Below are 21,303 nucleotides of genomic sequence, written 5' to 3' on the forward strand. Positions count from 1 at the left end.
GCGGGTTTCGCTTATTATCATGACTCCTAATTGATGGGTGAATACACACTACCGGGACCTTTTCCCTGGAAAATTCACCAGGGTCCGAATTTCCCCCCGGCTGTATACTGGTCCCCATGCCTCAGGGCGAATATCTGCAGTACGGGGGCCAAGCCATCGTCGAAGGCGTGATGATGCGGTCTCCCCGTTTTTTCTGCATCGCATGCCGCGCGCCTAACGGCCAAATCGTCCTCCAAACCGAGGCGATCGAGAAAACCTGGATCGGACGCCAGAAGTGGCTGAAGAAGCCGCTCCTTCGCGGATCGCTGGCACTGCTCGATGCCATGGCGTTGGGGTCGCGGGCGATGAAGTTCGCCACGCACATCCAGATCGATCCGGCTTATCTGCCAGTGGACGAGTCGGCGACGGCAACTCCCGCTGCCGCCCCGGCGGCGCAGGGGCCAAGCAAGAAGGTTCAAGACATCACCGTCGCCTCTACGATGGTCGTCGCCATCGTTTTCGGGTTGGTGCTGTTCAACTATGTGCCGAACCTGATCGCCGAGTACACCCAGCGGGCGATGGGGAGCCACGACTCCACGCGGATCAACTTGGTCTCGGAGATCATTAAGATGGTGATCTTCCTCGGGTACGTGGGCTTGATTGGCTTGTTGCCCGATATCCGCCGCGTGTTTCAATATCATGGAGCGGAGCACAAGGCGATCAACACCCTGGAGGCGGAGCAGACGCTCAATATGGAGAACTGCAAGAATCAAACGCGGCTCCATCCCAGGTGCGGAACGAGCTTCGCGATCATCGTGCTGCTTCTCGGCCTTCTCACGTTCACTTTCGTGCCCCGTTACCCGATTACCGGAGGCAAGCAGGGAATTCCGATCGTCGACGTAAGCGTTCGATTCTTGATCGAGCTTATGATCCTGCCGCTTATCGCGGGGGTAGCGTACGAACTACTAAGATTCGCCGGTAAGTTCCGGAACCAGGGATTGGTTAATCTTTTCTTCAAGCCCGGAATCTGGAGCCAGTATCTGACCACACGCGAACCGGACGAGACGCAGATCGAGGTATCGCTCGCCGCGCTTAAGTCGGTTTTGCGAGCCGAGGAGATGAACGGGGTCCATCCAGAAGAGGAAGTGAACGCCCTCGAAAGCGCTCCGATCGTCGTTCCAACGAATCCGTTATAGGTCGGTTTGAAAAAGACTACAGTTACGGATCTTGCGAAACTCGTATCTGCCGCCACGTCGAGCGGGCCTCAGTGGGGCGAGGAGTGCGAGGACCTGGATATGACGTTGCTCGTCTGGAGACCTTCAGAGGGGATCGCCGAGCACGTTAACGAGGAGATGGACGTCCTAGTCGTTGGCTTCGCCGGCGAGGGTTTGATTTCCATCGACGATGAGAACCATTCCGTAAATGCAGGCCAGGCCATTCTGATTCCGAAGGGGAGCAAACGCTCCATTCTCGCGCTCGACGGCGGCTTCTCACACTTGAACGTGCATCAGCGGAGAAAGCGGCTCATGCCGGGATTAGGGACGGATAGTTGGAAGAACCGGGTCTTGCCTTAGCCGATTCGACAGGAGCTTTCGGCGGTCCTCTATTTGCCTTTAAGTTGGGTTCGACGGTTTCGAAAAATTGCGGGTGGTGAAGAATGCGGGCCCGTGTGGTTGTCCATTTCTGAGGTGGCGGCGCCTCTTCTTAAGTCGGTTTTGCGAGCCGAGGAGATGAACGGGGTCTATCCGGAAGAGGAGGTGAACGCCCTCGAAAGCGCTCCGATCATCATTCCCACCGGCCCGATTTGACCCGTGGCAACGGCGGCTCGTGGTCATTGACAATAAGATCTACATTCCCATGCCTGAATTGGCCCGTAGCCCGGGGATAAATTCCCGGGCTACGGGCGAGGCAATATTGTCACCCTGTTTTTTGATAACCGTTGCCCCAGAGGAACCTCGATTCGCAGCTAAACAGACAATCTCAAGACTCTGGTGCGTTCCGGTTCCTGAGATTCTTAACGGTAGGGACGGTGATTCTTTAGATGAGGTCGCCACTTTCAGGGCTCAGAAGGTTTGGTGGCAATTACCAGGGTTCCGCTGCGCTGCACCCTTAGCTTTAGGAGGTCGCGCTTTCAGCGCTGATGCGGGCTTTGGCGCCTACATCGGGTTCCAGAGTTTTGAGATTGTTTGTTTCGCTGGGGACCAGGGGGCAATCAGATAAGGGATATGCAAGTCCAATTCTGTCAAAGACCACAATCCCCAGCGACAGTTTTTGAACCGCGGCGGGAGATCACACCCGATGAGGGCCGCGAGAGACAACTACGTTGGAGGCAGTCGGTGCGAGAAGGGCAATTCGCGCTGTGGCGCATGAAGTTCACGGTCATGGAGGACGGTCGCAATACCAAAGTGAAACATGATCACGGCCACGGCAGCAACTAGAATCGTGGAATACAGGTTCGGAGAGCTACTCCGAATTCTCAGATACCACCACATCGCACCGACGGAAATACTGAGGGGCCAATCAAGCCACCGGTGCCCACTGATTAAACTCACAGACCATAGGAATAATGCGACGTTGGGTGCGATCCGGAACACCAAATAGATCCCAAAAGAAGCGACCTCCCCTTTTGCCCTGACGCCAAACGTGGCGCCAGTCCTCCAACCCTCGACGGTTTCGACGGCCTGCCGGTATCGCCCGAAAAGAGTCCGCCACATAGCACCATCATATCGCGAAGCCTCGAGCTCGCGGCCGAGCGCCGGAGTGGGCGAGGGTATGGAACTCCCTTATTCAGGGCACGTAAGGTATATTTTTGAGATCACCCAGGGTGCCGTGCCCAAGTGGCCTAAGGGGACGGTCTGCAAAACCGTTATTCGGCGGTTCGAATCCGCCCGGCACCTCCAATTCCTCGCGACGTTTGGCCCGTCCGGGACGTCTCGAATTTCCGATGGCTCCGCGCCAAGCCCTTCTTGAACGGAACGACCGAATTTGCGCGCTCGGCGTGATCGCCCCGCCGCCGATCCACGTTCAAACGCCTACCTTCGATGGCTCGCTCGCGATGCTGTTCGCCTGCGTCCGCGACCACAAGGTCGACCTGATGGAGGTGCCTCTCTTTCCGATCTGTGAGGCTTACTTCACTTACATCTTACAGGCAGAGGTGAAAGATCTCGACGAGGCGGCCGCGGCGCTAACCGCGCTCGCCTATCTTTTTGGAGAGGAAGGCGTGGCTGTTGCTCCCGGTTCCCGATCCGGAGCCGGACTACGAAGAGGCGATGGACCCGGTGGAGCCGACATCGCACGAGTACCGCGCGGCGATCGAAGCGCTTTCGATGTGGCAGCAAGAGCGCGACCGGCTGTTTTTCCGATCGCCCGACGTGGGACCGGACCCATACGAGCTTCCTTACACTCTTAGCAACGTTTCGCCAACCGATCTGGCTCGGGCGTTCGAGCGGCTGCTGAAGAAGGCGCAGCCGGAACAGATGGAGCATTTGAGCAAGCCGCGAAAGTCGCTGGCGGATCAGATGGAAGTCGTTTTACTGGCGATTTCGTTCGAGTGGCGAAGTTTGGAGCAGCTTGTCGTGGAGCCATTTACACGATCCGACGCGGTCTACTGGTTTTTGGCCCTCCTGGAGTTGATCAGGCTCGGGCAGGTTCGCGCCCGGCTGAACGAAGACGGCGTGGAGTTCGCGAGAGCGTGAGGCAACTTGGACCCGGTTGATCAGATTCTTGCGCTTTTGTTCGTTGCCGATGCACCGGCATCGCTCGCCTCTCTGGCGGCTCCCCTGGGCTATACCGAGGGGCAAGTGGAGCAGGCGCTGGAGCTCCTGGATAAGCGGCTCAAGAAGTCGGGGCCATTGCAACTGGTAACGCTAGCAGGGGGCTATCAGATATCGACGAAGCCGGCATATGCGGAAATCGTCTCGGCGTTTCTCAAGCCGCAACGGCAACGGCTAAGCCGGAGTCTGATGGAAGTACTGGCGATCATCGCTTACAAGCAGCCTATGACGATGGCGGAAATCGATGCCGTGCGGGGCGTGCAGAGCGATTACAGCGTGAAGGCATTGCTGGAGCGGCGGCTTGTTCAGGAGACCGGGCGCAGGGCAACTCCAGGCCGTCCCGTGCTTTACGGAACGTCTGCGCAGTTTTTACATCAATTCAATATGAGCGATCTTTCGCAGCTTCCTCCCTTGGAGAGCGAGCCGCGAGCCTTGGAAGCACGAGTCGACGAATTGGAATAGTGTTTGTTACCATTGCGGTCCTGAGCTTAACGGTTGTGTTAGGCTAGTGAAACGCCGGTATGATCCGGTCCGCTCCGAGAACTTGCCATGAAAGGATTCCGCAATCTTCTCGTAACGGTGGCCCTCGCAATCCCCTTCACGGGGCACGCGCTGGACGTCGTTGCCAAAAGCGCCATCATCATCGACGCTACAACCGGGAAGGTCCTGTGGGCCAAAGATGCGGAGACTCCGCGCTACCCCGCCAGTACGACGAAGATCATGACGGGGCTTCTCCTGATCGAGAATCGTCTTCCCACGGACATCATCACCGCGCCGGGCGACGTGATGAACGTGAAAGAGGCGAGCATGCATCTGAAGCCTTTTGAGAGGGTTTCGGCGCGCGATATGCTTTACGCTCTGATGCTGCGGAGTGCGAACGACGGCTGCTACGCAGTGGCGTGCGACATCGCGGGCTCCGTCCCCAAGTTTGCGCAGATGATGAACGAACGGGCGCGGCAGATCGGGTGCACCCATACGCACTTCGATAACCCCAACGGCCTGAACGATCCGCTCCACTACACATCGGCGCACGATCTGGCCCGGATCGCCCGAGAGGCGATGAAGAGGCCCGAATTCCGCGAGGTGGTGCGCACTTACAAAAAGTCGATTTCCCGAAGCATCAATTCCAAGGATTGCACGATGGTGAACCACAATAAGTGGCTTCCCAAGGACCCAACGGCGGACGGGATCAAGACCGGCTACACGGTGCCGGCCGGGCACTGCTACGTCGGGAGCGCGACCCGAAACGGGTACCGTGTCATTACCGTGGTGATGAACTCCCCTCATTGGCAGCAAGATCACCAGAACATGCTGAAGTGGGCCTTCGACGGCTACGCCCGACTTCCGCTGGTGCAAAAGGATTCAGAAGTTGGCACTCCCCCAGTATTGGGCGGAGTCAAGGATAAGGTGGCGGTGGCCACGGTTGAGAGCGTGGACAGCCTTGTATCACGGGCCAAGCTGCCCCCGAACGGTCAGCCTCCAATGCGGACCGAGTTCGCAGAGCCGCTTAGGGCGCCGATCAAGCGTGGTCAGGTGGTCGGCACATTGGTCGTCACCGACCCTGAAGGGTTCGAGCAGAGAGTGCCCATCGCCGCGACGGAAGACGTCGCGGAAGCGACTCTCTTGCCTTCGCCCGGGAAAGGGTCGGGCAACTTTGCGATGCTGGGTGGAGCGCTGGTGCTCGGCGGCATCGTCTTTAGAGGACGCGCAAGGAGGTCTCGGTATAGCACGCAAGCAGTTCGACCGCGCAGCTCCTAAGCCTCGTCCGACCGTCAACCGTGACCGCGTCGTCGCGCTTCGGCAGAACAAGCAAAAGGCGATCGAGCACGCCAAAGAGATGACCCAGCGGATGGGCGTCAAGCCGGCGCCTAAGCGGGAAACCGTCGACGACGGTATGGAGCGGCTTCACGTTCGAATCGCGCACTCGGGCCTCTGCTCTCGCCGGGCGGCGGAAAAGCTGATTCTAGAGGGGCGGGTCGAGGTGAACGGCAACATCGTCGCCGAGCTCGGCTACAAAGTCGCGGAAACCGACGAGGTACGGGTCGATGGACAGTCGATCCGGACGACGAAGACCTATACGATCTTACTGAATAAGCCGTCCGGGGTGGTGACGACGCTAAACGATCCGCAGGGACGGCCGACGATCGTCAAGTACATGCCCGACTACGGCGTCCAGCTCAAGCCGGTCGGCCGCCTCGACATGGACACCGAGGGGCTCCTCCTGTGTACTAACGACGGCGAGTTGGCGCATCGCCTATCGCACCCTCGCTACGGAGTTGAGAAGGAATATCAAGCGGTAGTGCTCGGCATTGTGGGCGAAGAGGCGATGGAGAAGCTGCGGACCGGCGTTTTCGTTGAAGGGAAGAAGACCTCCCCGGCAAAGGTGGAGCTGATCCACGCCGAACCGAAGACAAACACCACCGGCTTGCGAATCACCATCCACGAGGGCCGGAAGCGCCAGGTGCGTCTGATGTGCGAAACCGTCGGACACTTGGTGAAATCGCTAAAGCGAACACGGTACGGCCCGCTGAAGCTAAAGGGAATGCGAGTTGGGGAGGCACGGTTGCTCGGTAAGAAAGAAGTCGACGACCTGCGACAACTTGTCGGGTTGGAAATCACTTAGCGGCCCGTGCAAGGCTCAAATCTTGGGTCGCCGTAGCCTGCTTTGCAGGCTACGGCGCCGGAATGGCCGTTTGTCAGCCGCAATATTCCTTCAGAAGCATGTCGCCCAATTGGAAGTTGTTGTCCGAGGTTTCGACCACACCCGTGTTGCAGCAGGTGAAGCAAACGGGTGTGGCGAGCAGCTCCTTCCCGATCTTCGGTTTGGTGATTACAACCTTTGTTTCCTCATCCGATTCGGAGATGACAACTTCAAAGGCCTGCTTTGAACGGACGGCTTGAGACCTGAAAGCCGATTCGGGAATGCGGTCGACGACGATTCTGGGGCCGTGGTAATTTGCCTCCGTGTGTCGGTCGTGGAACACCGGTCTAATCTTGGGGAACGCGGCTCCATTGGCGGGCTTTTCGTCGGTGAGGACGGCGTTGCCCACTTCGGTGTCGCGTCCATCGTTTAGGTGCGTAAGCATGAATTGCCGGCCCTGGATGCAATCAACGATAAAATGAGCTCGCTCTTCGTCCGTAGGTTTTGGTTCGCCCTGGGGCCCTTGCACGTCGAAGTGCAAGGTGCCAAATCGTTGGGTCTTGAAAGGAGTGGCGCCGCTCACCTCGGCGGTAAGGAGCGCGACACGCGCCGGAGTCAGTTCGCCGGCGAAGTTCGTGACCGCGATATGGGGTCTCCAATACCAGATGGTCAGCATCCTCGTAAGAACCGCGAACTCGGCGAGAAAGGCCCCGCGATTCATCATCGCCTGCTGTATTACTCCCAGTAAATCGTCAAGTGCTTTAGCCTCGGCGTGGGCGATGCCCCGATAGAGCTGCGGCGAAAATTCGAAGATCTTTCTTTCCGCCATCACCTGGGTCACGAGCGATTTCTGAGGGTCGGAAAGCCCCGGCTGCAGGATACAGGCGATGTCCTCGTTAAAGACCCAATCCGGGTCGAAGTCCCCGGCGCCCCACTGAGTTCGCCGGTCGTCGAAGAAGCCCGTAGGATCCTCCAACAACCTGGCTAGCTCGGACCAATCTTCGGAGAAGTATTGGATTGCGTACTCTGGGTCCGGGTGTCCGAGGTTGGAGAGCTGGAACACCCCGGCGTGACCCTTGGGAATTTTGACTAGCGTTTCGAGAAACTCGGAGAGTAGCTCCCGTAATGGCCCGGGAAAGCTTTCAATCAGCTCGTTAAGGCGAAAGGATTCGGGATAGAGGTCTTCGGGCGAGGGCATTGAGTACTCCTTCGTGAGGGTTGTTAGGGGGTGGTTGGGGGATGGAGGCGGTCTCCGGCGGCGAGGGTGGTGGCGACGGAGCGCCAGTCTCGACGGACGGTGCAGGCTTCGGCGTCGGCGATGAGAGAGGAGCCGTGGCGGGAGGCGAAATCCTCACGATATTTTCGCGCTTCGGCCCGGGCTTGGGGGGAGGCGTGGCGGGGGATCATTTCCCCGGCGACGATGGCGGCGGCAGCATCGGCGAGCTTTCCTTCTTGTTCCAAGGTGCGGGCCAACTCGAGGAGGCCGCGGACGACCGATTGGAGATGCCACAGCTCGAGCGCCTGGCGGATCAATCGGCGAGCGATGACTTCGCTACGGTAAAAGCTGCCGGCGGACCGGTAGACGATGGAGAGGCTCATCCAAATGAAGAGGGCTCGCGGCTCGGCCGGGAGATCGGCAATCAGATCTTCGGCCCGGCGTCCGGCATCGACGGCTTCCTCCTGTAACCCCCACCGGAGGGAAGCGCGGGCTTGGATAACCAATGCGGCGGCTCGGATGTGGGAGCTGATTCGAGCGCTTCCGATCTTTTCGATGCGAGCGAGCATGGCGTTTACGGTCTCGGGCTCGTCGAGCACGAGGCCGAGGCTGGCGATGTCGGTGTAGCTATCGGCAGCCATATCGAACTCGCCAATGGCTTCGCACCGTTTGGCCCGATCCAGCCAGTAGCCGGTGGCTTCGCTGGCGCGGTGTTCGCGCCGCATGCATTCGCCTTGCAAACCGCGTAATTCGATCAGTAGGTGCGGATCGTTGGAGGCGTCGGAGAGGGCGATCGGTTCGGCGAAGCTAAGGAGCAGGTCGAAATCGCTACGCAAGCCGGCTTCCAAATACCATCGCAGAATCGAACGAGCGAATTTGCGAACCAGCTCCTGATTTCGTTGCGCTCCGACGAAGGCTACGGCGGCTCGGAAGTTGGCGGCGTCGGTCCAGAGGGCCGAGTTAGCGATTTGCCAGTGCCCTTGATCCCAGTCGTCTCGTAAACGGCTGGCTCGTCGGACGAAATACTCGGCATGGCGGAGCTGGACGGGGGCCAAAACATCGGGATCGCAATGACCTTCGACGTACTCTCGAACGGTGTCCAGAATGCGGAATCGCAGTCCGCTGTCGGTATCGAAGGTGGAAAGCAGGGAATTCTCACGAAGGGCGGTGATACCGTCCAGGACATTGTCGGCGCCCCGGAGAACGGCTTCGGCGGCTTCCCAATCGAAGCCGCCGTGGAATACCGAGCACTCGTTCATAAGTGTGTGCTCGGCCGGGTTCAGCAGCTCAAATGAGCCTTGGACCACTTGGGCCATGTTGGCGTGCCGGTCGTTGCCGCTCCGCTGCAGCACTTGTAAGCGCTGCTGGTGGACTCGAGCGGTGAGCTGCTCGAGATCCATCGTGCGAAGACGGCCGGCGGCGAGGATGATGGCGAGCGGCATCGCCTCGAGTGCTTCGACTAAGATTCGAACCTGCACGCGGTTCGCACGGGTGACTCGGAACGAGGATTTGGCCTGGGTTGCCGCCTGTTCGAAAAGATCGATCGCGCTTTGCAGAGGGGATCGGCCGCTGGAGACGAGGGGGCCAAGAGGGTACTCGTATTCGCCCGAGACACCCAGAAGGCGCCGGCTGGTGACCAAGAGCTTGAATCCTGGCGCGGATCGAAGGAGACGGACGAGCAGATCCGCGTGGTCAACTAAACGTTCGAAGCAATCCAGCACCAGAAGAGCCCGGTTCCCGGCGAGGGCGTCGGAAAGGCGAGCTTCATCGTAGGCTTGGCCGTTGGGATCGAGCGCGGCACCCATGGCGCCGACCAAATCGGCTTCGCTGTGGATGGCGGTGCAGTCGATCCAGTGAGCTCCGCCTGAGAACTCGGGCGCCAGCTCTTGGGCCAATCCGAGAGCAAGCCGGGACTTACCCATTCCGCCAAGGCCGGTAATGGTAACGAGGCGAGAATCCGGACGGCGAATGCGGTCGGAGATTTCAAGTAATTCGGAAGTCCGGCCTAGGAACGGGCGGTCTTCCGTAGGAAGACGCGGCTTGGGGCGAGCTACTCCGGCGGCGGAGCCCCTAAGCGTCAGCTCATCCGCATCCCCGTTGACGTATAGGACCGGGGCGAACCATTCTCCTCCGCAACGGGCGAGCGCTCCACGGGCCTCGTGCACGGCTTCTGAGATTGGAGCGCAACGGACTAGGCCGCCGTAGAGCGCGGCGCAGAATTGGACGGCCGAGAAATCGGGGGTGGCGTTTTGGAATGCGACGACGGCAGGGATGCCGGTTTTCGCAAGGGTGTGGGCGAACACCTTGGTGTTGCACGCAGCGAGAACGACCAGGCTTGCCGAGACGTGTTTCGCCAATTTATCGGCGTAAAGCATATCGGCGGATCCTGGGCGGCCGGACTCAAGGGCGAGTGCGGCTCCGCTCGGTAGCTCGTTTGCATGTCCGGAAAAATGGATCAACCGATATTGGCGGCCGCTAAGGGCCTTGATGAGACCGTGTGGAGTGGCGGAAGGGAGTATGTCGACGTGGAATCCATGTTCACGTAAACCGGCGGCGATCCGCTCGGCTTCGCTGGAGACATTGGGGAGGGGTGGGTAATCGAGAGAGCCGGGATCGGCCCAAACCACGAGCGCGCAGGCGTCGGGGGTGGATTGCGCAGGGATTTGGTCGAGTTGCCGGACCCACCGGAGGCTGCCGATGGAGAGGAAACCATGAATCATATCCCGGTGGCAGAGCCCCTCCCAGGGGATGTGCTTCGCGAGCTCGGCGGGGTCGAAGACGGCTAGTTGTATGGGACCGCGACCGGCAAACTCCAGCAGGGATTGCCGGATCGCGCTGGGAAGAACGTAGGGAATAACCGCCTCGCTCCAGGCAACCCACTCGTCTTCGTTTGCGCTCAGAGGAGCTGAGGTCCGTTTCGGAAGCAGGGTGCTCTCTTCGGCGAGAATTCGCCCGGACAACTGGTCGGTAAGCGACAGATGCGTACTTTGATGGGATTGGTTAGAAATACCTACGCCTTCGGTCACGGTCAGGCGTAATCTTCGAGCCACAAGTTACAAGTTAAACTCCCTCAGGAAGAGTTTGCAACCGAGTCGGAGGTAAGTTTAAAAACCTGGTGAGGTTAGCAGGTTCCCCGGTGTGATTCGGTACAGATGACACCGGACAGGTTACTAACCGGAATTTGGAGCCCGGCCATTTGGCTTCTGTGCATCGAGATTGTGGGGAGGAACCGGGTTTCGAGCGATTTCTTTCACGATCGGCTGCCGCAAACAAGCCGACCTTTGCACGAGATACACAGGGATCAGACTTTCCTCAAAAAATGTGTATAGACGGTTATGGTCGGAGACCGTCGTTGTCTCCTTCTTCTCGGTACTTGCGCCGGCCCCGTTCTTCTCGGATCCCGACAACGTAGCCAACGATCTTCCACCCTTCGCCCGGTTTGATCTCGTCGTAGTCGGGGTTGATTGGGATGAGTACCCAGTCGCCTCGGCGCTGTTTGAGGATCTTGATGACGTACTCGTGGGACTCGTTGCGGGCCACGGTTAAGAGACCGGCGGGCGGTTTGGGATCGGGGTGGACGAGGACGTATGCGTTGTGAGGGATGCGGCCTTCCATGCTCTCACCACGAACCCGGATGGCGAATCGATCGGGGTGGTAAAGGTCATCGCTAAACTCGACGTAGTCACCCCACTCGTCGGAGGTTTCAATAGGGAACGACGAAGCTCCGGCCGTCCCCAGCACCTTGAACAGGCGGCGACCCACGCCAGGAGTTACCGCGCCGTGGTGGGGGGCGGGGGCGTCACCTTCTCTGGGGGCGCCGGAGACGGAAGGAGGATCCTCGCGGCCACCGTCCCAAAACCAAGACTCGGGGACATCCCATATTCGCGCGAGCTTGCGCGTGACAAGGGCGGGCGGATCGGTACGGTTGCTCTCGTAGTTCGCGAGCTGATTGCGCGAAATTCCGATCAGACCGGCAAGCGCTTCTTGTGTAAGCTTGGGCCTTCGGGTCAGCCGGACGTGCCTGATTTTGTCACCGGGAGTTGCCACGGAATAATCATACCGCAGATATACCAATTTTGTACACAAAACGATCAGGGCTTGTGTATCATAAGTGTATGGAAAGTATCCGGCGCTCGCGTCATTGCTTTGACTTCTCCTCCGCGGGAGACGATCTCCAGAAGATCTTGGGAGGGGACGACAAATGAGCTTTAGACCGGAGAGGAGGCCGATGACGGACCGTGAGTGCGATCAGGTTAGAGCTTTGGCGGGCCTGGCTGTCCTAACGGACGACGAGCGCAAAGTTGTCGCAACGTTGGAGGCGAACCGGGTGATCAGCGCGGTACGGGCGTCGGTTTTGGCGGAGATGGTGTCTCGATACTGGCCTGCGATCGCCCCGAGACTGCATTTGCGGGTGGAGCGCGGGGGGAGGGAAGAGGCGGTGAACCTCCTAGAATTGTGGGGGTTGCGGACAATCGGGTCGTCTTTGAAGAGCGCAGGGTTACGACAGTATTCGGGCGGCAGCGCGGGGGTGGATGTGGCGGAGTACGCAATGCGCTATGTGGAGGAGACGGCGGGGTTCGACTCGGCTCATCCGGTGTTGCTGCACGTGTACGGGCACGGGCTGCCGGCGTCGACCTTCTTCTATCGGGGGCCGGGTGAGATGCTGTCGAGGGCGTTGATTCGAATGGGATGGTTCGGGTTTATCGGCACGGCGGAACGGGAGATCCCTTCCCTCGTGGAGCGGAAGTTTGTGGAGGGGCTCACCGAGCGGTTGGCGATCCAGCCGTTTCATGTTCCGGAGCCGCCGACGGAGGAAAGCGAATGGGAGGAGTGGGAGGACTCCGAGTCTTTGCGATGGCGGGGAGTGAGGCGGTCGGCATAAACTTCCCTTGAAATCAATAGCCAAAAGTACTAAAAGGTATGGTAGGATGCCTTATCGGAGGAATAAACTACTATGCCATCACCAAATTATGCACTGCACTTGAGGGAGGGTGAGCCGTTCACCGTTTCCCTCGATGTGAGCCCCTTTCCCGGAGGAGCACCGGCGGTTTTTGCGCTGTCAGTCGACGGTGTGCTCCAGCCGGGTGGGCCCGACTACAACTTGCTCGGGAACGTGGCGAAAGCGGGCACGGTGCTCCTGATCGGGTACTGGCTCGATGGGTTTAACGCCAGCATCCCGAGCGAAGGGATCGCAACATTCGACCAGCCGACGGGGGCAGCCACAATCATGTTCCCGGCCGGCGCGACGAACCCGATCCACGACCCGTTTACGGCCAAGGGGTTGCACCAAACCGTAATCGTGGTGACGTCGTGAGCTTCTTGATCTGGTCAGCGATGCTGCCGATGCTTAGCGGAGGAGGGGCCGACGACGGGGGAAAACCCCCCAGTTTCTTCCCGAGTCAGCTTAATTTATCGGCGCCGGCGTCGGCAGCGTTGACGGTGCTAGGAGTTTCGACGACAACGGCAAAGCCGGTTACCAACCTGCAGCAGGCGGCTCTGTCGATCGTCAACTCGTTTAGCAAAACGGGGTCGCTCCAAAGCGGCTTCGCTTATACGGCGCAGGAATTCAACTTGATGCCGGCTTCTAACAACCAACTCTTCCCTCATCGCGACGCGTCGGGGAACTGGATCGATCCGAGTCGTTTCGGCCGAATCATCCGGTTCAGCAATTTCGCAGTAGCGGGAGTGAAGGGGACGGGGAAGGACACTTCCGCGAGGGCGGCGGCAAGCTGGAGTTTTGCGCCAATCGACCGAAAGGACTGGCGCTTCGATCACGAGGCGCTGGCGGCCTGGCAGGATACGGCGTCGCCGATCGTGGCCAAGTTCTTTGAGTACGTTGCTCCAGCCAATCCAGGTTACGGCCTCAGGGTGGCCGTCGACCAAGTAAAGCGCTGGAAGGGCGTGGCGGACTACTGGGCCACCAACCTGAAGGGGACAGATAAAACCACATTTGCCGACCTCGCCAAGAAACTCGACGAGGACGCGAGCATTATCAAGCCGGGGACTGTCGCCGAGGTAATGGATCCGGCGAAGGGGCATTCCGACGCGGAAAGGGCCGCGTGGAACGAAGCGAATACGCTGGTGCTACCGTTCGACGAAGCGAAGATGGATGGCTACGCATCGAAGCCGATCGGAGACATCTTAACCAAGATCGAAGACACCTATAACAAGTGGCACTGGAACGACGTGAAAGCGGACATTTCGGCCGCGTATACGTGGTTTACGCCGGACGCGAGCAGCTCAAGCCTAAAGGGGGAAGGGAAGTATGTTTTCGCGACCCTTTCAGGACCATTGTTCGAGGTATCCAGCCCGCCAGCGCCGAAAGATGCGACGTACTGGCCAAAGAGCAAGCTGTACGGCGGGGAGTTCACCCTCTTTGCGGCGGCGGCAACAAACGATCTGGCCTACGACTCGAAGACGAATGTGTGGACGGACGGCGATTCGGTCGAGTTTGGCGCGCGGGTGCAGGGTGGGTCGGCCAACGGCGGGATGTTCGCGGAGTATCTCCAGAAGACGCTGCGACCTTCCGCCGGGGGGCACACGACGAGCCAGGCATTTCAACTTGGTTACGAGTGCAAGTTGGGCAATGGCCAGTGGTTCCAGGTGGCGGCCGGCCCGAGCACGGGCGGGCTGTTCTCCAAGGTGATCTTCGGACTCAACTTCTCATTCAACACCAGTCCCACGCGGGGATTGGACGAGAACGGGAATCCGGCGAAGACGGACTCCTCGGAGGGAGGTTAGCGATTCGGGAGGGCAAGGGTTTCCCTTGCCCTCCCGATGGTTCGAGCGACGAGATCCCCTTCTTTTTGGCGTTCCGTCGCACCGGGATTTCCTGGCGGAAAGGAAGGGAAGATGCAAATGAAGGAAAAAAGTAGGTGGGCCAGCCTCGTTTCCGGTTTTCGCAATGCGGGGGAGGAAGCGCTGCCTCGTAGGGGGATTATTCTTTCGCTCGTTCTAATTGTCTTGCTCGGTTTCTCTCTATTTGTATTGGGGCTGGAAACACCGGCAACGTCGGCTCTCGAGAAAGAAGCGCTCAAGTCCCACTTGGATGTGCTGCGGGCTACGGAGGCGCAGGTACCGACGGAAAAGTTGGTGGCGGCGGCGCAAAAGAAGAGCGATGAAGTCAGGTCCAAACTCGATGCCGCTAAATCGACGGCCCTCGCGGCGAAGGACACGGCCGCGAAAACCGCGGCGGGACAGGAGGTTGCGAAGCTCAAGAAAGAATTTCAAGGGGCGACGGACAACCTGGAGCCTTTGCAAAGAACGTTGACCGAGCAGCGTCAGACGATGGAGAGGCTGACGGCCTTGGCCAACAAGAAGGGAAGGGAACTGAACGATGTGCGATACCCGCTCGACACTACGGGGCCGTTGTGGATGGCTCTCTTGGTCGGGCTTCTTGCGCTGCTAGAAGCGTGGGTGGTTTTGTGGCTGGCCGGGATGAAATCCGGGCACGACAAGAATTTTTTCCGCTCGTTCGCGATGGGGGAAGACGGTGAGGTCAGCACGTCAAAGTTCCAGGCGATGCTATGGATGTTGGCGGTCGTTTTCGCCTACTTCTCGTTGTTGGCGCTTCGGGTTCGATTCGAGATCTGGGGTTCTGGTGTGCCGGGATTGCCAACGAGCTTGGCGACGGCGCTCGGACTAGGGACGGGAACGGCGGTGGTATCGAAATACATCGCGGTGGGAAAGTCGGCGGGGGGACGAAGTTGGAAGCGTCTGCATGGACATCGGCCGGCAGACACAAACAGGGGCGGCACGCCTTCGTCCCGCCACGGGACGTGGGTCGGCCTCGTGCGAGACGAGTTTGGACGGCTCGACGTGGCCAAGGTTTTTCTACTGTTCTGGACGGTTACCGCCCTCGGAGTCTTCTTAGCCACGGTGATAAGCCAACTCCATCGGATTGGCTTTGAGGCGGCAAGATTGGGTCAGATCGATCCTCTCAGCACGACTTTTCAAGAACAATTTAGAGGGTTCAAGGCCTCCTTTGGTCTTCCAGATATCGAGGGTGGATTGACCGCCTTGGTTGGCTTGGGTCAGACGCTTTATCTCGGTTCAAAGCTCGGGTCGTCGGAAACGATTCGCATCGTCGGCGTTCATCCGGCGGTGGTTAGAGCGGGTGAAAAGGTTACGCTTACCACGTCGACCTTGCCTACCGGTATTTGCACATCGCTTAGCGGTGGTACGCACGATCAAGAGATCGTACAGGCGATCTTCGACGGCGTACCGGTCGAAATCAGCTGCCTTGACGCAGCCAACGGCAAGTTCTCATTCCTTGTGCCCGTGGATCCCAAACGGCAGGAGTACAGGAAAAAGGTCGACGTTTCCCTTCAGTTCGAGGGAGTAGCCTTACAGGCGGTGCCGATGGGGGTGGAAACATCTGTCCAGAAGGGGTTCCATCCGGGGCAGGTCAATCTTGTGGGAATTTCGCCGTCGGCCGCGAAGGAAGGCGATGAGGTTTCGGTGAGAATTACCGCCATTCCGGATGCCTTCACCGAACTCATCCGGGGAAACGAATCGGGATTTGTCGAAGTATTGGTGGGGGGCATTCCCTCGCCGGAGTGCAAGGTTGGCAAGGACACGGTCACATTCAAGGTGCCGTCGAAATTACAGATTCCCCCACCGAATCCAGCGGCGGCTTTAATTGGAGCTGCACCTCCGGTGCCCGCCTACGACGTGGTTCTCCGGCTGTTTGGTGGTGACGCGGGCAACAAGCTGACGCTTGCGGTTGCCCCAGCAACACCCACCTGAGGTTCAAGGAGCGAATGAAACGAGCCTGTGCGTTATTTATTGCGGTCTGGAGAGCAAAAATAACCTTCTCGTTTCGATTAGATTTAGGGCGGTGTATTATGAATTCGTTACCGGGGGATCATTGCGCCTGAAGGCGGTCAATGATCATCCGGTTTTTGGTTTTTAGAGGCTCGGTCCGCGATCGCGGGACCGGGCCTTTTTCGTTTTGACAGGTAACGGGTTCCTTTCTCCCCGCAATGGGCCGTGAGAGGAACGAGAGCGTCGGGATCGAGCGGCCCGACGGGCGGGAATCAGTAGTCAGGCGTCGAGTACGCGGAACTGCATCTGGGTCGGCCAAAGCTGCCTTCCACCCGCCTGCCGGCGCCGCTCTCTCGACGGGAGGTTAGTAAATGGCGTCTCCGGTATCGGTTTCGGATCTTCTCTCTTACTTTGCCGCGTTTTCGGCAGGGGTGGCGGCAGTGTTCGCGTTTGTGGACAAGCGGGATCGGGCGCTGAAGCTTTCGATCGAGACGGAGATGAAGCCGCAGATTTTGGAATTGAAGAAGCGGATCGAGGCGCTCGAGGGGCGTCAGGTCCAGGTGCGGAGCATCGCGGTTGAAGGGGTTATGCGGACGGCGGACGAAAGCGCGAAGGCGCGGTTCGTGCGGATCGTGGAGGTATTGGATTGAGGTTCTTTGCGATTGGCGGACGGGACGTCCGCGGTCCGAGATGCGGGCGGCACGCCCGCGCTCCAGGGGGAATCGGATGTCGGACGAGACTAGAAAGCGGCGGATGATGGAATTCTTGGAGGCTTTTGCCGAGGGCGGCAATGTGGCGCAGGCTTGCCGGGTCGCGGGAATTCATCGCAGTACCTATTCCTATTGGTTGAAGAACGACCTCGGAGGCTTTCAGGCACGGTTCGAGGAGGCGCGACTTTCGGCGGTGGACGTGTTAGAGGCCGAGGCGCGGCGGCGGGCGGTGGAGGGGGTTCCCCGGCTGAAGTTCGATACGAAGACGGGTCAGCCTTATGTAGATCCGCGGACGAGCGCGCCCTACGAACACCGGGAATATTCGGACGCGCTACTTGTGCGGCTGCTCGTTGCCCACAACCCCGAGAGATTCTCCGAGCGAATGAGGGTCGATGTCAAACAACTTGACGATGAAACCATCCTCCGACTTCTTAAACGAACTGCTGTCGGCGGAAGCGGAGCGGAGGGGACTGCTGAGGCGGGAGAGCCGTCCGAAGTGGCGGACGATTGCACGACCGGAGCAACTTCGGCCGATTGACTGCGTTCATTGGCTATATCTCGCCGGGCGGGGCGCGGGGAAAACTCGGAGCGCGGCGGAGCGGTTAAGAGAGCGAATCGAGAGCGGAGCGGCGCGATACATCGCGCTTATCGGGCCGACGTTTGCCGACGTCCGCGACATCATGGTCGAAGGGGAGTCGGGACTGCAGGCGGTGGCCGGCGACCTGTTCGAGACTTACAACCGTTCGATGGGCGAAATCCGCTTTAAGGGCGGGTGCCGGGCGCGGTTCTTCTCGGGCGAAGATTACGACGCGCTCCGCGGATGGCAATCGACCGATGTTTGGGGCGACGAGCTTTGCGCTTGGCGCTATCCCCAGCAAACGTTCGACATGGCGATGTTCGGGTTGCGACTGGGCGATCCGGAAGCGATCTGGACGACGACCCCGCGAAATCTTAAAGTCTTGAAGGACTTGATCGCAGCGCCTAATACCAAGGTGACCCGGTCGAGCACATTTGCGAACCGAGAAAACCTGGCGCCGGCGTTTTTCGCCTCGATCGTGCGGAAGTACGAGGGGACGAGACTGGGGCGGCAGGAGCTGGAAGGGGCGGTGCTTGAAGATGTGGAAGGGGCGCTTTGGGAGGCGGCCTGGTTCGAGCGAGAGGGGTTCCGGCAGCCGTCGGCGTTTGTCCGTGAGAAGGGCACGGTCGTGTTTCGGCCACCGGCGCCGATAGTGAAGATCGTGGTGGCGCTCGACCCGAGCGTCAGCGATCCGGAGAAGCGAAGAGACCCGAACAAGGAGCCGGACGCATGCGGGATTTGCGTAGCAGGGACCGATGAGAGCGGAAACGGGTACGTGCTGGGAGATTTTTCGAAGGTGCTTTCGCCGGCAAAGTGGGCGCGGTTGTGCGTGAAGCTTTTCGATATGACGAAGGCGAACTGCGTGATCGCCGAGGCGAACCAGGGGGGCGAGCTGATCCGGGAAGTGATCCGGGGGATCGCGTCGAATGTGCCGATCACGCTCGTCCATGCGGCGAATGCGAAACGTCCTCGGGCGGAGCCGGTTGCGACTTTGTACGAACAAGGGCGGGTGCATCACTGCGGCCCGATGAACGCGCTCGAGGAGCAGCAGACGAGCTGGGATGCTAGCGATTCGAACTCGAAATCGCCGAACAACGTGGACGCGTTGGTTTGGGCGTTCCACGGTTTGGGGCTTTGCGTCGCGACCGGGACACGGATCTCACAGCGAGTCCGAGCCAAAGGGTAGGGAGGGACACGAGGGAATACGTTTCCTCATTGGCCCGCAATCCGCGCGCGTTGTCGCGCGATGCGGGAATGTCCCTCCGTGCCGGCTGTCTTTGGGAGTTTGGCGGACGGGACGTCCGCGGTCCGGGGTGCGGGCGGGACGACCGCGCTCCTTTGGAGAGAAATGCCACATCAAGAGAATTCGATTTTTGCTCGGCGGGCGCAGGGGTATCGGGAGGAGGCGGGGGTGGTGGAGCGGTTGGCGAAGGCCGTCGTGGCATTGCCGGGGAGGGTGGCGGTGTTGATGGATGAGGTGGCGGAGACGTTTTGTGGGACCGGGATCCTGACGCCAGGTGGGAAGTTCGAAGGGAAGTTTCGGGACGATTGCGGGACGGTGGTAGCGAGTGGAGTTCGCGGCCTATGCCCCGGCGAGCGGGTGTTGGTGAAGCCGTACGACGGGTTGTGGATGGAAGACACCGACGCGGCCTGGGTGCCGAAGGGGCGGCAGGTCCGGTTTTACGGGGTGGCCTCGGAGTGGTGGGAATCGGTGGTGGCGAAGGTGACGCCGGAGCGTGCGGAATGATTGATTTACTTGTATTGAGCGACGGGCAGAAGAAGAAGCTGGCGGAGCGGATCTGTAAGGAGATTGAGGCGTCGGAGCAGGCCAAGGGGTCGTTGCCGCAGCGGTGGGAGCGGAACGAGAAGATTTATGGGGTCGATCCGGACGTTAGCTCGCTTCATGTGGCGGAAGGGATGCAGCCGTATGCGATTCCGCTGTACCGGCAGAAAGCGGACCGGGTGATCGGGACGATTTACAGCAGCATCACGGGGCTGTATCCGTTCGTCCAGGCGCTGGACGAGGATGCGGATGGGAACAACGACGAGGTGGTGGAGCGGGCGTTGCAGGCGATGGCGGACGACGCGCAGTTTAACTCGCGGTTTAAGAAGATCCTGAAGCTTGCCGTCAACACGAACATCGGGACGCTTCGGGTGTCGCCGGACTTTCCGAAGCATGGAGTCCGGATGGAGTGGATTCATCCCGGCAACATGATGTGCTACCCGGCGGAGAACGGGTGCTATGAAGAGGCGAAGACGATCGGGCACCGGTTCTACAAGATGCGGTATCGGATCGAGGCGGAGCAAAACAGCGGGCACTACTACAAGGGCGAGATCTTCGGAGGAGACGATCCGAACGAGCATTACTCGGGACGGTCCAGGACCCAGTCGAAGACGGAGACGACCTCGCCGGTTGTGAATGCGGACGACCAGGTGGAGCTTTGGGAAGTGGTTCACGAGAGCGACGTGGAAGAGGCCGGCGTGTACAAGCGCTACCTGTGCGTGGTGGCGAAGAACCAGACGAAGCTGCTGAGCTGTCAGCCGTTTCCCTATAGCGAGCCGTGGTACTTCGCGGGGAGATTGGAGGAGCCGGACGGGAACGTTTGGCCGGCCGACTCGCTGGCGCAGACGATGCAGGGACTTCAGCTCGCTTACAACGACATCCATACCACGCTGATCCACGGATCGTATATGGCGGCGTTTCCGATGGTGGTCATCAGCGGGGGAACGCTCCCTACGAAGGTGAAGAAGTACGGACCGGCGACGCTGATCGAGTCCTCGACCGAGCTCAAGGTTCAGGCGCTGACGACGGGATTCAATCCGGGGGCGCTGCCGATGGAGGGGGCGAAGCTGGAGCAGGTGGCGGACGGGCTCACGGGGATTTCGCGCTTGGGAACGAGCGAGAACATGCCGAGTGGGACGACGGCGACGGCGGCGGCCGGATTCTTGCAGGCTCAGAATGAGGCGAAGGACCAGTACACGGAGGCGATGAGCCCGTTCGTGCAGCGGGTTTGGGGATTCCTTTACGAAGTTCTCACCCTGCACTTCGAAGAGGTGGCGGCGGCGCTGGGCTCGAAGTGGCCTCGGGAGCTGACGTGGGAGATGATCCGCGGGAAGTCGTACCGGTTCGAGGTGACGGGGAAGTCCGGATCGTCGAGCCCGCAGACGCTCTTGAACAAGCTTCAGATGTTGCTGCAGCTTTCGGCGGACCCGCAGAGCGGGTTGGACCGGCGGGAGATCACAGAGAAGATCGTTCAGGCGCTGGACCTTCCGTTCAGCGCGCAAGGGTTGAAATCGAAGCCGCCAGCGATCGACCCTCAGGAGATTTTGCAACTGCTACAGGCGGTGGCGGGCGGGCAGGTGCCGGTTCCGCAGGCGGCCCAGGTTCTACTTACGGATATTCAAAATGCCACGCAAACCAACGGCGGATCAGGTTCGGGCGCTATGGCGCTCTCCCCAATGGCGGGAGGCGGTGTTGCCGGCCCTGGAGGGGCTCCGGGCCCGGTGCCTGGACCAATTGGCGGCAACGCGCCCCAGCCCCGACAAGGATTTTAACCACTCGGTCGCCCTGCTACAGGGGCAGATTCTGCAGCTCGACACGTTGTTGAGCGCGGAGTTCCGGCAGGTCGTGATCGACCAAC

General features: G+C 59.8%; 18 protein-coding genes and 1 tRNA gene. 16 read left to right on the plus strand and 3 right to left on the minus strand.

From position 1 onward, the window contains the following. The first annotated feature begins 116 nt into the window (after nt 1–116). From OP10G_RS17670 to OP10G_RS17705, 7 genes are all read left to right on the plus strand, one after another. Nucleotides 117–1,175, plus strand: a complete 1,059-nt coding sequence (locus OP10G_RS17670) for a DUF1385 domain-containing protein (protein WP_025229113.1) — start codon at nt 117–119, stop codon at nt 1,173–1,175. Nucleotides 1,176–1,181: 6 nt separating this feature from the next. Further along, nucleotides 1,182–1,553, plus strand: coding sequence for a cupin domain-containing protein (locus tag OP10G_RS24945; RefSeq protein ID WP_025229112.1), 372 nt, complete (start codon nt 1,182–1,184; stop codon nt 1,551–1,553). A gap of 1,249 nt (nt 1,554–2,802) precedes the next feature. After that, nucleotides 2,803–2,879: transfer RNA gene (locus tag OP10G_RS17685), tRNA-Cys, on the plus strand. Between the two features lie 306 nt (nt 2,880–3,185). Then, entirely contained in the window at nt 3,186–3,674 is a 489-nt protein-coding gene (locus OP10G_RS17690; RefSeq protein ID WP_025229110.1) for a segregation/condensation protein A, read from the plus strand. 6 nt (nt 3,675–3,680) lie between these two features. Beyond that, nucleotides 3,681–4,214 carry an SMC-Scp complex subunit ScpB gene (gene scpB, locus OP10G_RS17695; RefSeq protein WP_025229109.1) on the plus strand — a complete coding sequence of 178 codons (534 nt, stop codon included), beginning with the start codon at nt 3,681–3,683 and terminating at the stop codon, nt 4,212–4,214. Between the two features lie 87 nt (nt 4,215–4,301). Next, a complete protein-coding gene (locus OP10G_RS24950) occupies nt 4,302–5,510 on the plus strand; it encodes a D-alanyl-D-alanine carboxypeptidase family protein (RefSeq protein ID WP_025229108.1) in 1,209 nt (402 codons plus the stop codon). Nucleotides 5,511–5,589: 79 nt separating this feature from the next. Then, entirely contained in the window at nt 5,590–6,375 is a 786-nt protein-coding gene (locus OP10G_RS17705; protein ID WP_227624965.1) for a pseudouridine synthase, read from the plus strand. A 73-nt stretch (nt 6,376–6,448) separates the two neighbouring features. On the opposite strand, the gene OP10G_RS17710 is transcribed toward OP10G_RS17705, so the two are convergent. The 3 genes from OP10G_RS17710 to OP10G_RS17720 form a co-directional block, all read right to left on the minus strand. Then, nucleotides 6,449–7,591: a hypothetical protein gene (locus OP10G_RS17710; protein ID WP_025229106.1), complete on the minus strand. Its 1,143-nt coding sequence runs from the start codon at nt 7,589–7,591 to the stop codon at nt 6,449–6,451. Nucleotides 7,592–7,614: 23 nt separating this feature from the next. Further along, on the minus strand, nt 7,615–10,635 hold the full coding sequence (locus OP10G_RS17715) for a CHAT domain-containing protein (RefSeq protein ID WP_038473312.1): 3,021 nt from the start codon (nt 10,633–10,635) through the stop codon (nt 7,615–7,617). Between the two features lie 307 nt (nt 10,636–10,942). Further along, the gene (locus OP10G_RS17720; protein WP_025229104.1) at nt 10,943–11,656 is read right to left on the minus strand and encodes a helix-turn-helix domain-containing protein; all 714 of its coding nucleotides are present in this window, start codon (nt 11,654–11,656) and stop codon (nt 10,943–10,945) included. A gap of 181 nt (nt 11,657–11,837) precedes the next feature. Between OP10G_RS17720 and OP10G_RS17725 the strand changes: the two genes are divergently transcribed. From OP10G_RS17725 to OP10G_RS17765, 9 genes are all read left to right on the plus strand, one after another. After that, nucleotides 11,838–12,491: a hypothetical protein gene (locus tag OP10G_RS17725; RefSeq protein WP_025229103.1), complete on the plus strand. Its 654-nt coding sequence runs from the start codon at nt 11,838–11,840 to the stop codon at nt 12,489–12,491. Between the two features lie 72 nt (nt 12,492–12,563). Further along, nucleotides 12,564–12,923 (plus strand): hypothetical protein, encoded by a 360-nt coding sequence (locus OP10G_RS17730; protein WP_144241226.1) that lies wholly within the window; start codon nt 12,564–12,566, stop codon nt 12,921–12,923. Then, the gene (locus tag OP10G_RS17735) at nt 12,920–14,350 is read left to right on the plus strand and encodes a hypothetical protein (RefSeq protein ID WP_025229101.1); all 1,431 of its coding nucleotides are present in this window, start codon (nt 12,920–12,922) and stop codon (nt 14,348–14,350) included. The genes OP10G_RS17730 and OP10G_RS17735 overlap by 4 nt, the downstream gene beginning before the upstream one ends. 117 nt (nt 14,351–14,467) lie before the next feature. Next, nucleotides 14,468–16,357, plus strand: coding sequence for a hypothetical protein (locus OP10G_RS17740; protein ID WP_144241227.1), 1,890 nt, complete (start codon nt 14,468–14,470; stop codon nt 16,355–16,357). A 389-nt stretch (nt 16,358–16,746) separates the two neighbouring features. Then, nucleotides 16,747–17,025: a hypothetical protein gene (locus OP10G_RS17745; protein ID WP_025229099.1), complete on the plus strand. Its 279-nt coding sequence runs from the start codon at nt 16,747–16,749 to the stop codon at nt 17,023–17,025. Between the two features lie 103 nt (nt 17,026–17,128). Further along, nucleotides 17,129–17,623, plus strand: coding sequence for a hypothetical protein (locus OP10G_RS27485; RefSeq protein WP_227624966.1), 495 nt, complete (start codon nt 17,129–17,131; stop codon nt 17,621–17,623). Then, on the plus strand, nt 17,619–18,848 hold the full coding sequence (locus OP10G_RS17755; protein ID WP_227625144.1) for a DNA-packaging protein: 1,230 nt from the start codon (nt 17,619–17,621) through the stop codon (nt 18,846–18,848). Before OP10G_RS27485 ends, OP10G_RS17755 begins: the two co-directional genes overlap by 5 nt. Nucleotides 18,849–18,926: 78 nt before the next feature. Further along, entirely contained in the window at nt 18,927–19,409 is a 483-nt protein-coding gene (locus OP10G_RS17760; RefSeq protein WP_038473317.1) for a hypothetical protein, read from the plus strand. After that, complete coding sequence (locus OP10G_RS17765) at nt 19,406–21,217, plus strand: portal protein (protein WP_025229095.1); 1,812 nt, start codon at nt 19,406–19,408, stop codon at nt 21,215–21,217. The genes OP10G_RS17760 and OP10G_RS17765 overlap by 4 nt, the downstream gene beginning before the upstream one ends. The last annotated feature ends 86 nt before the right edge of the window (nt 21,218–21,303 follow it).

The sequence above is a fragment of the Fimbriimonas ginsengisoli Gsoil 348 genome, assembly GCF_000724625.1.
Lineage (GTDB): Bacteria > Armatimonadota > Fimbriimonadia > Fimbriimonadales > Fimbriimonadaceae > Fimbriimonas > Fimbriimonas ginsengisoli.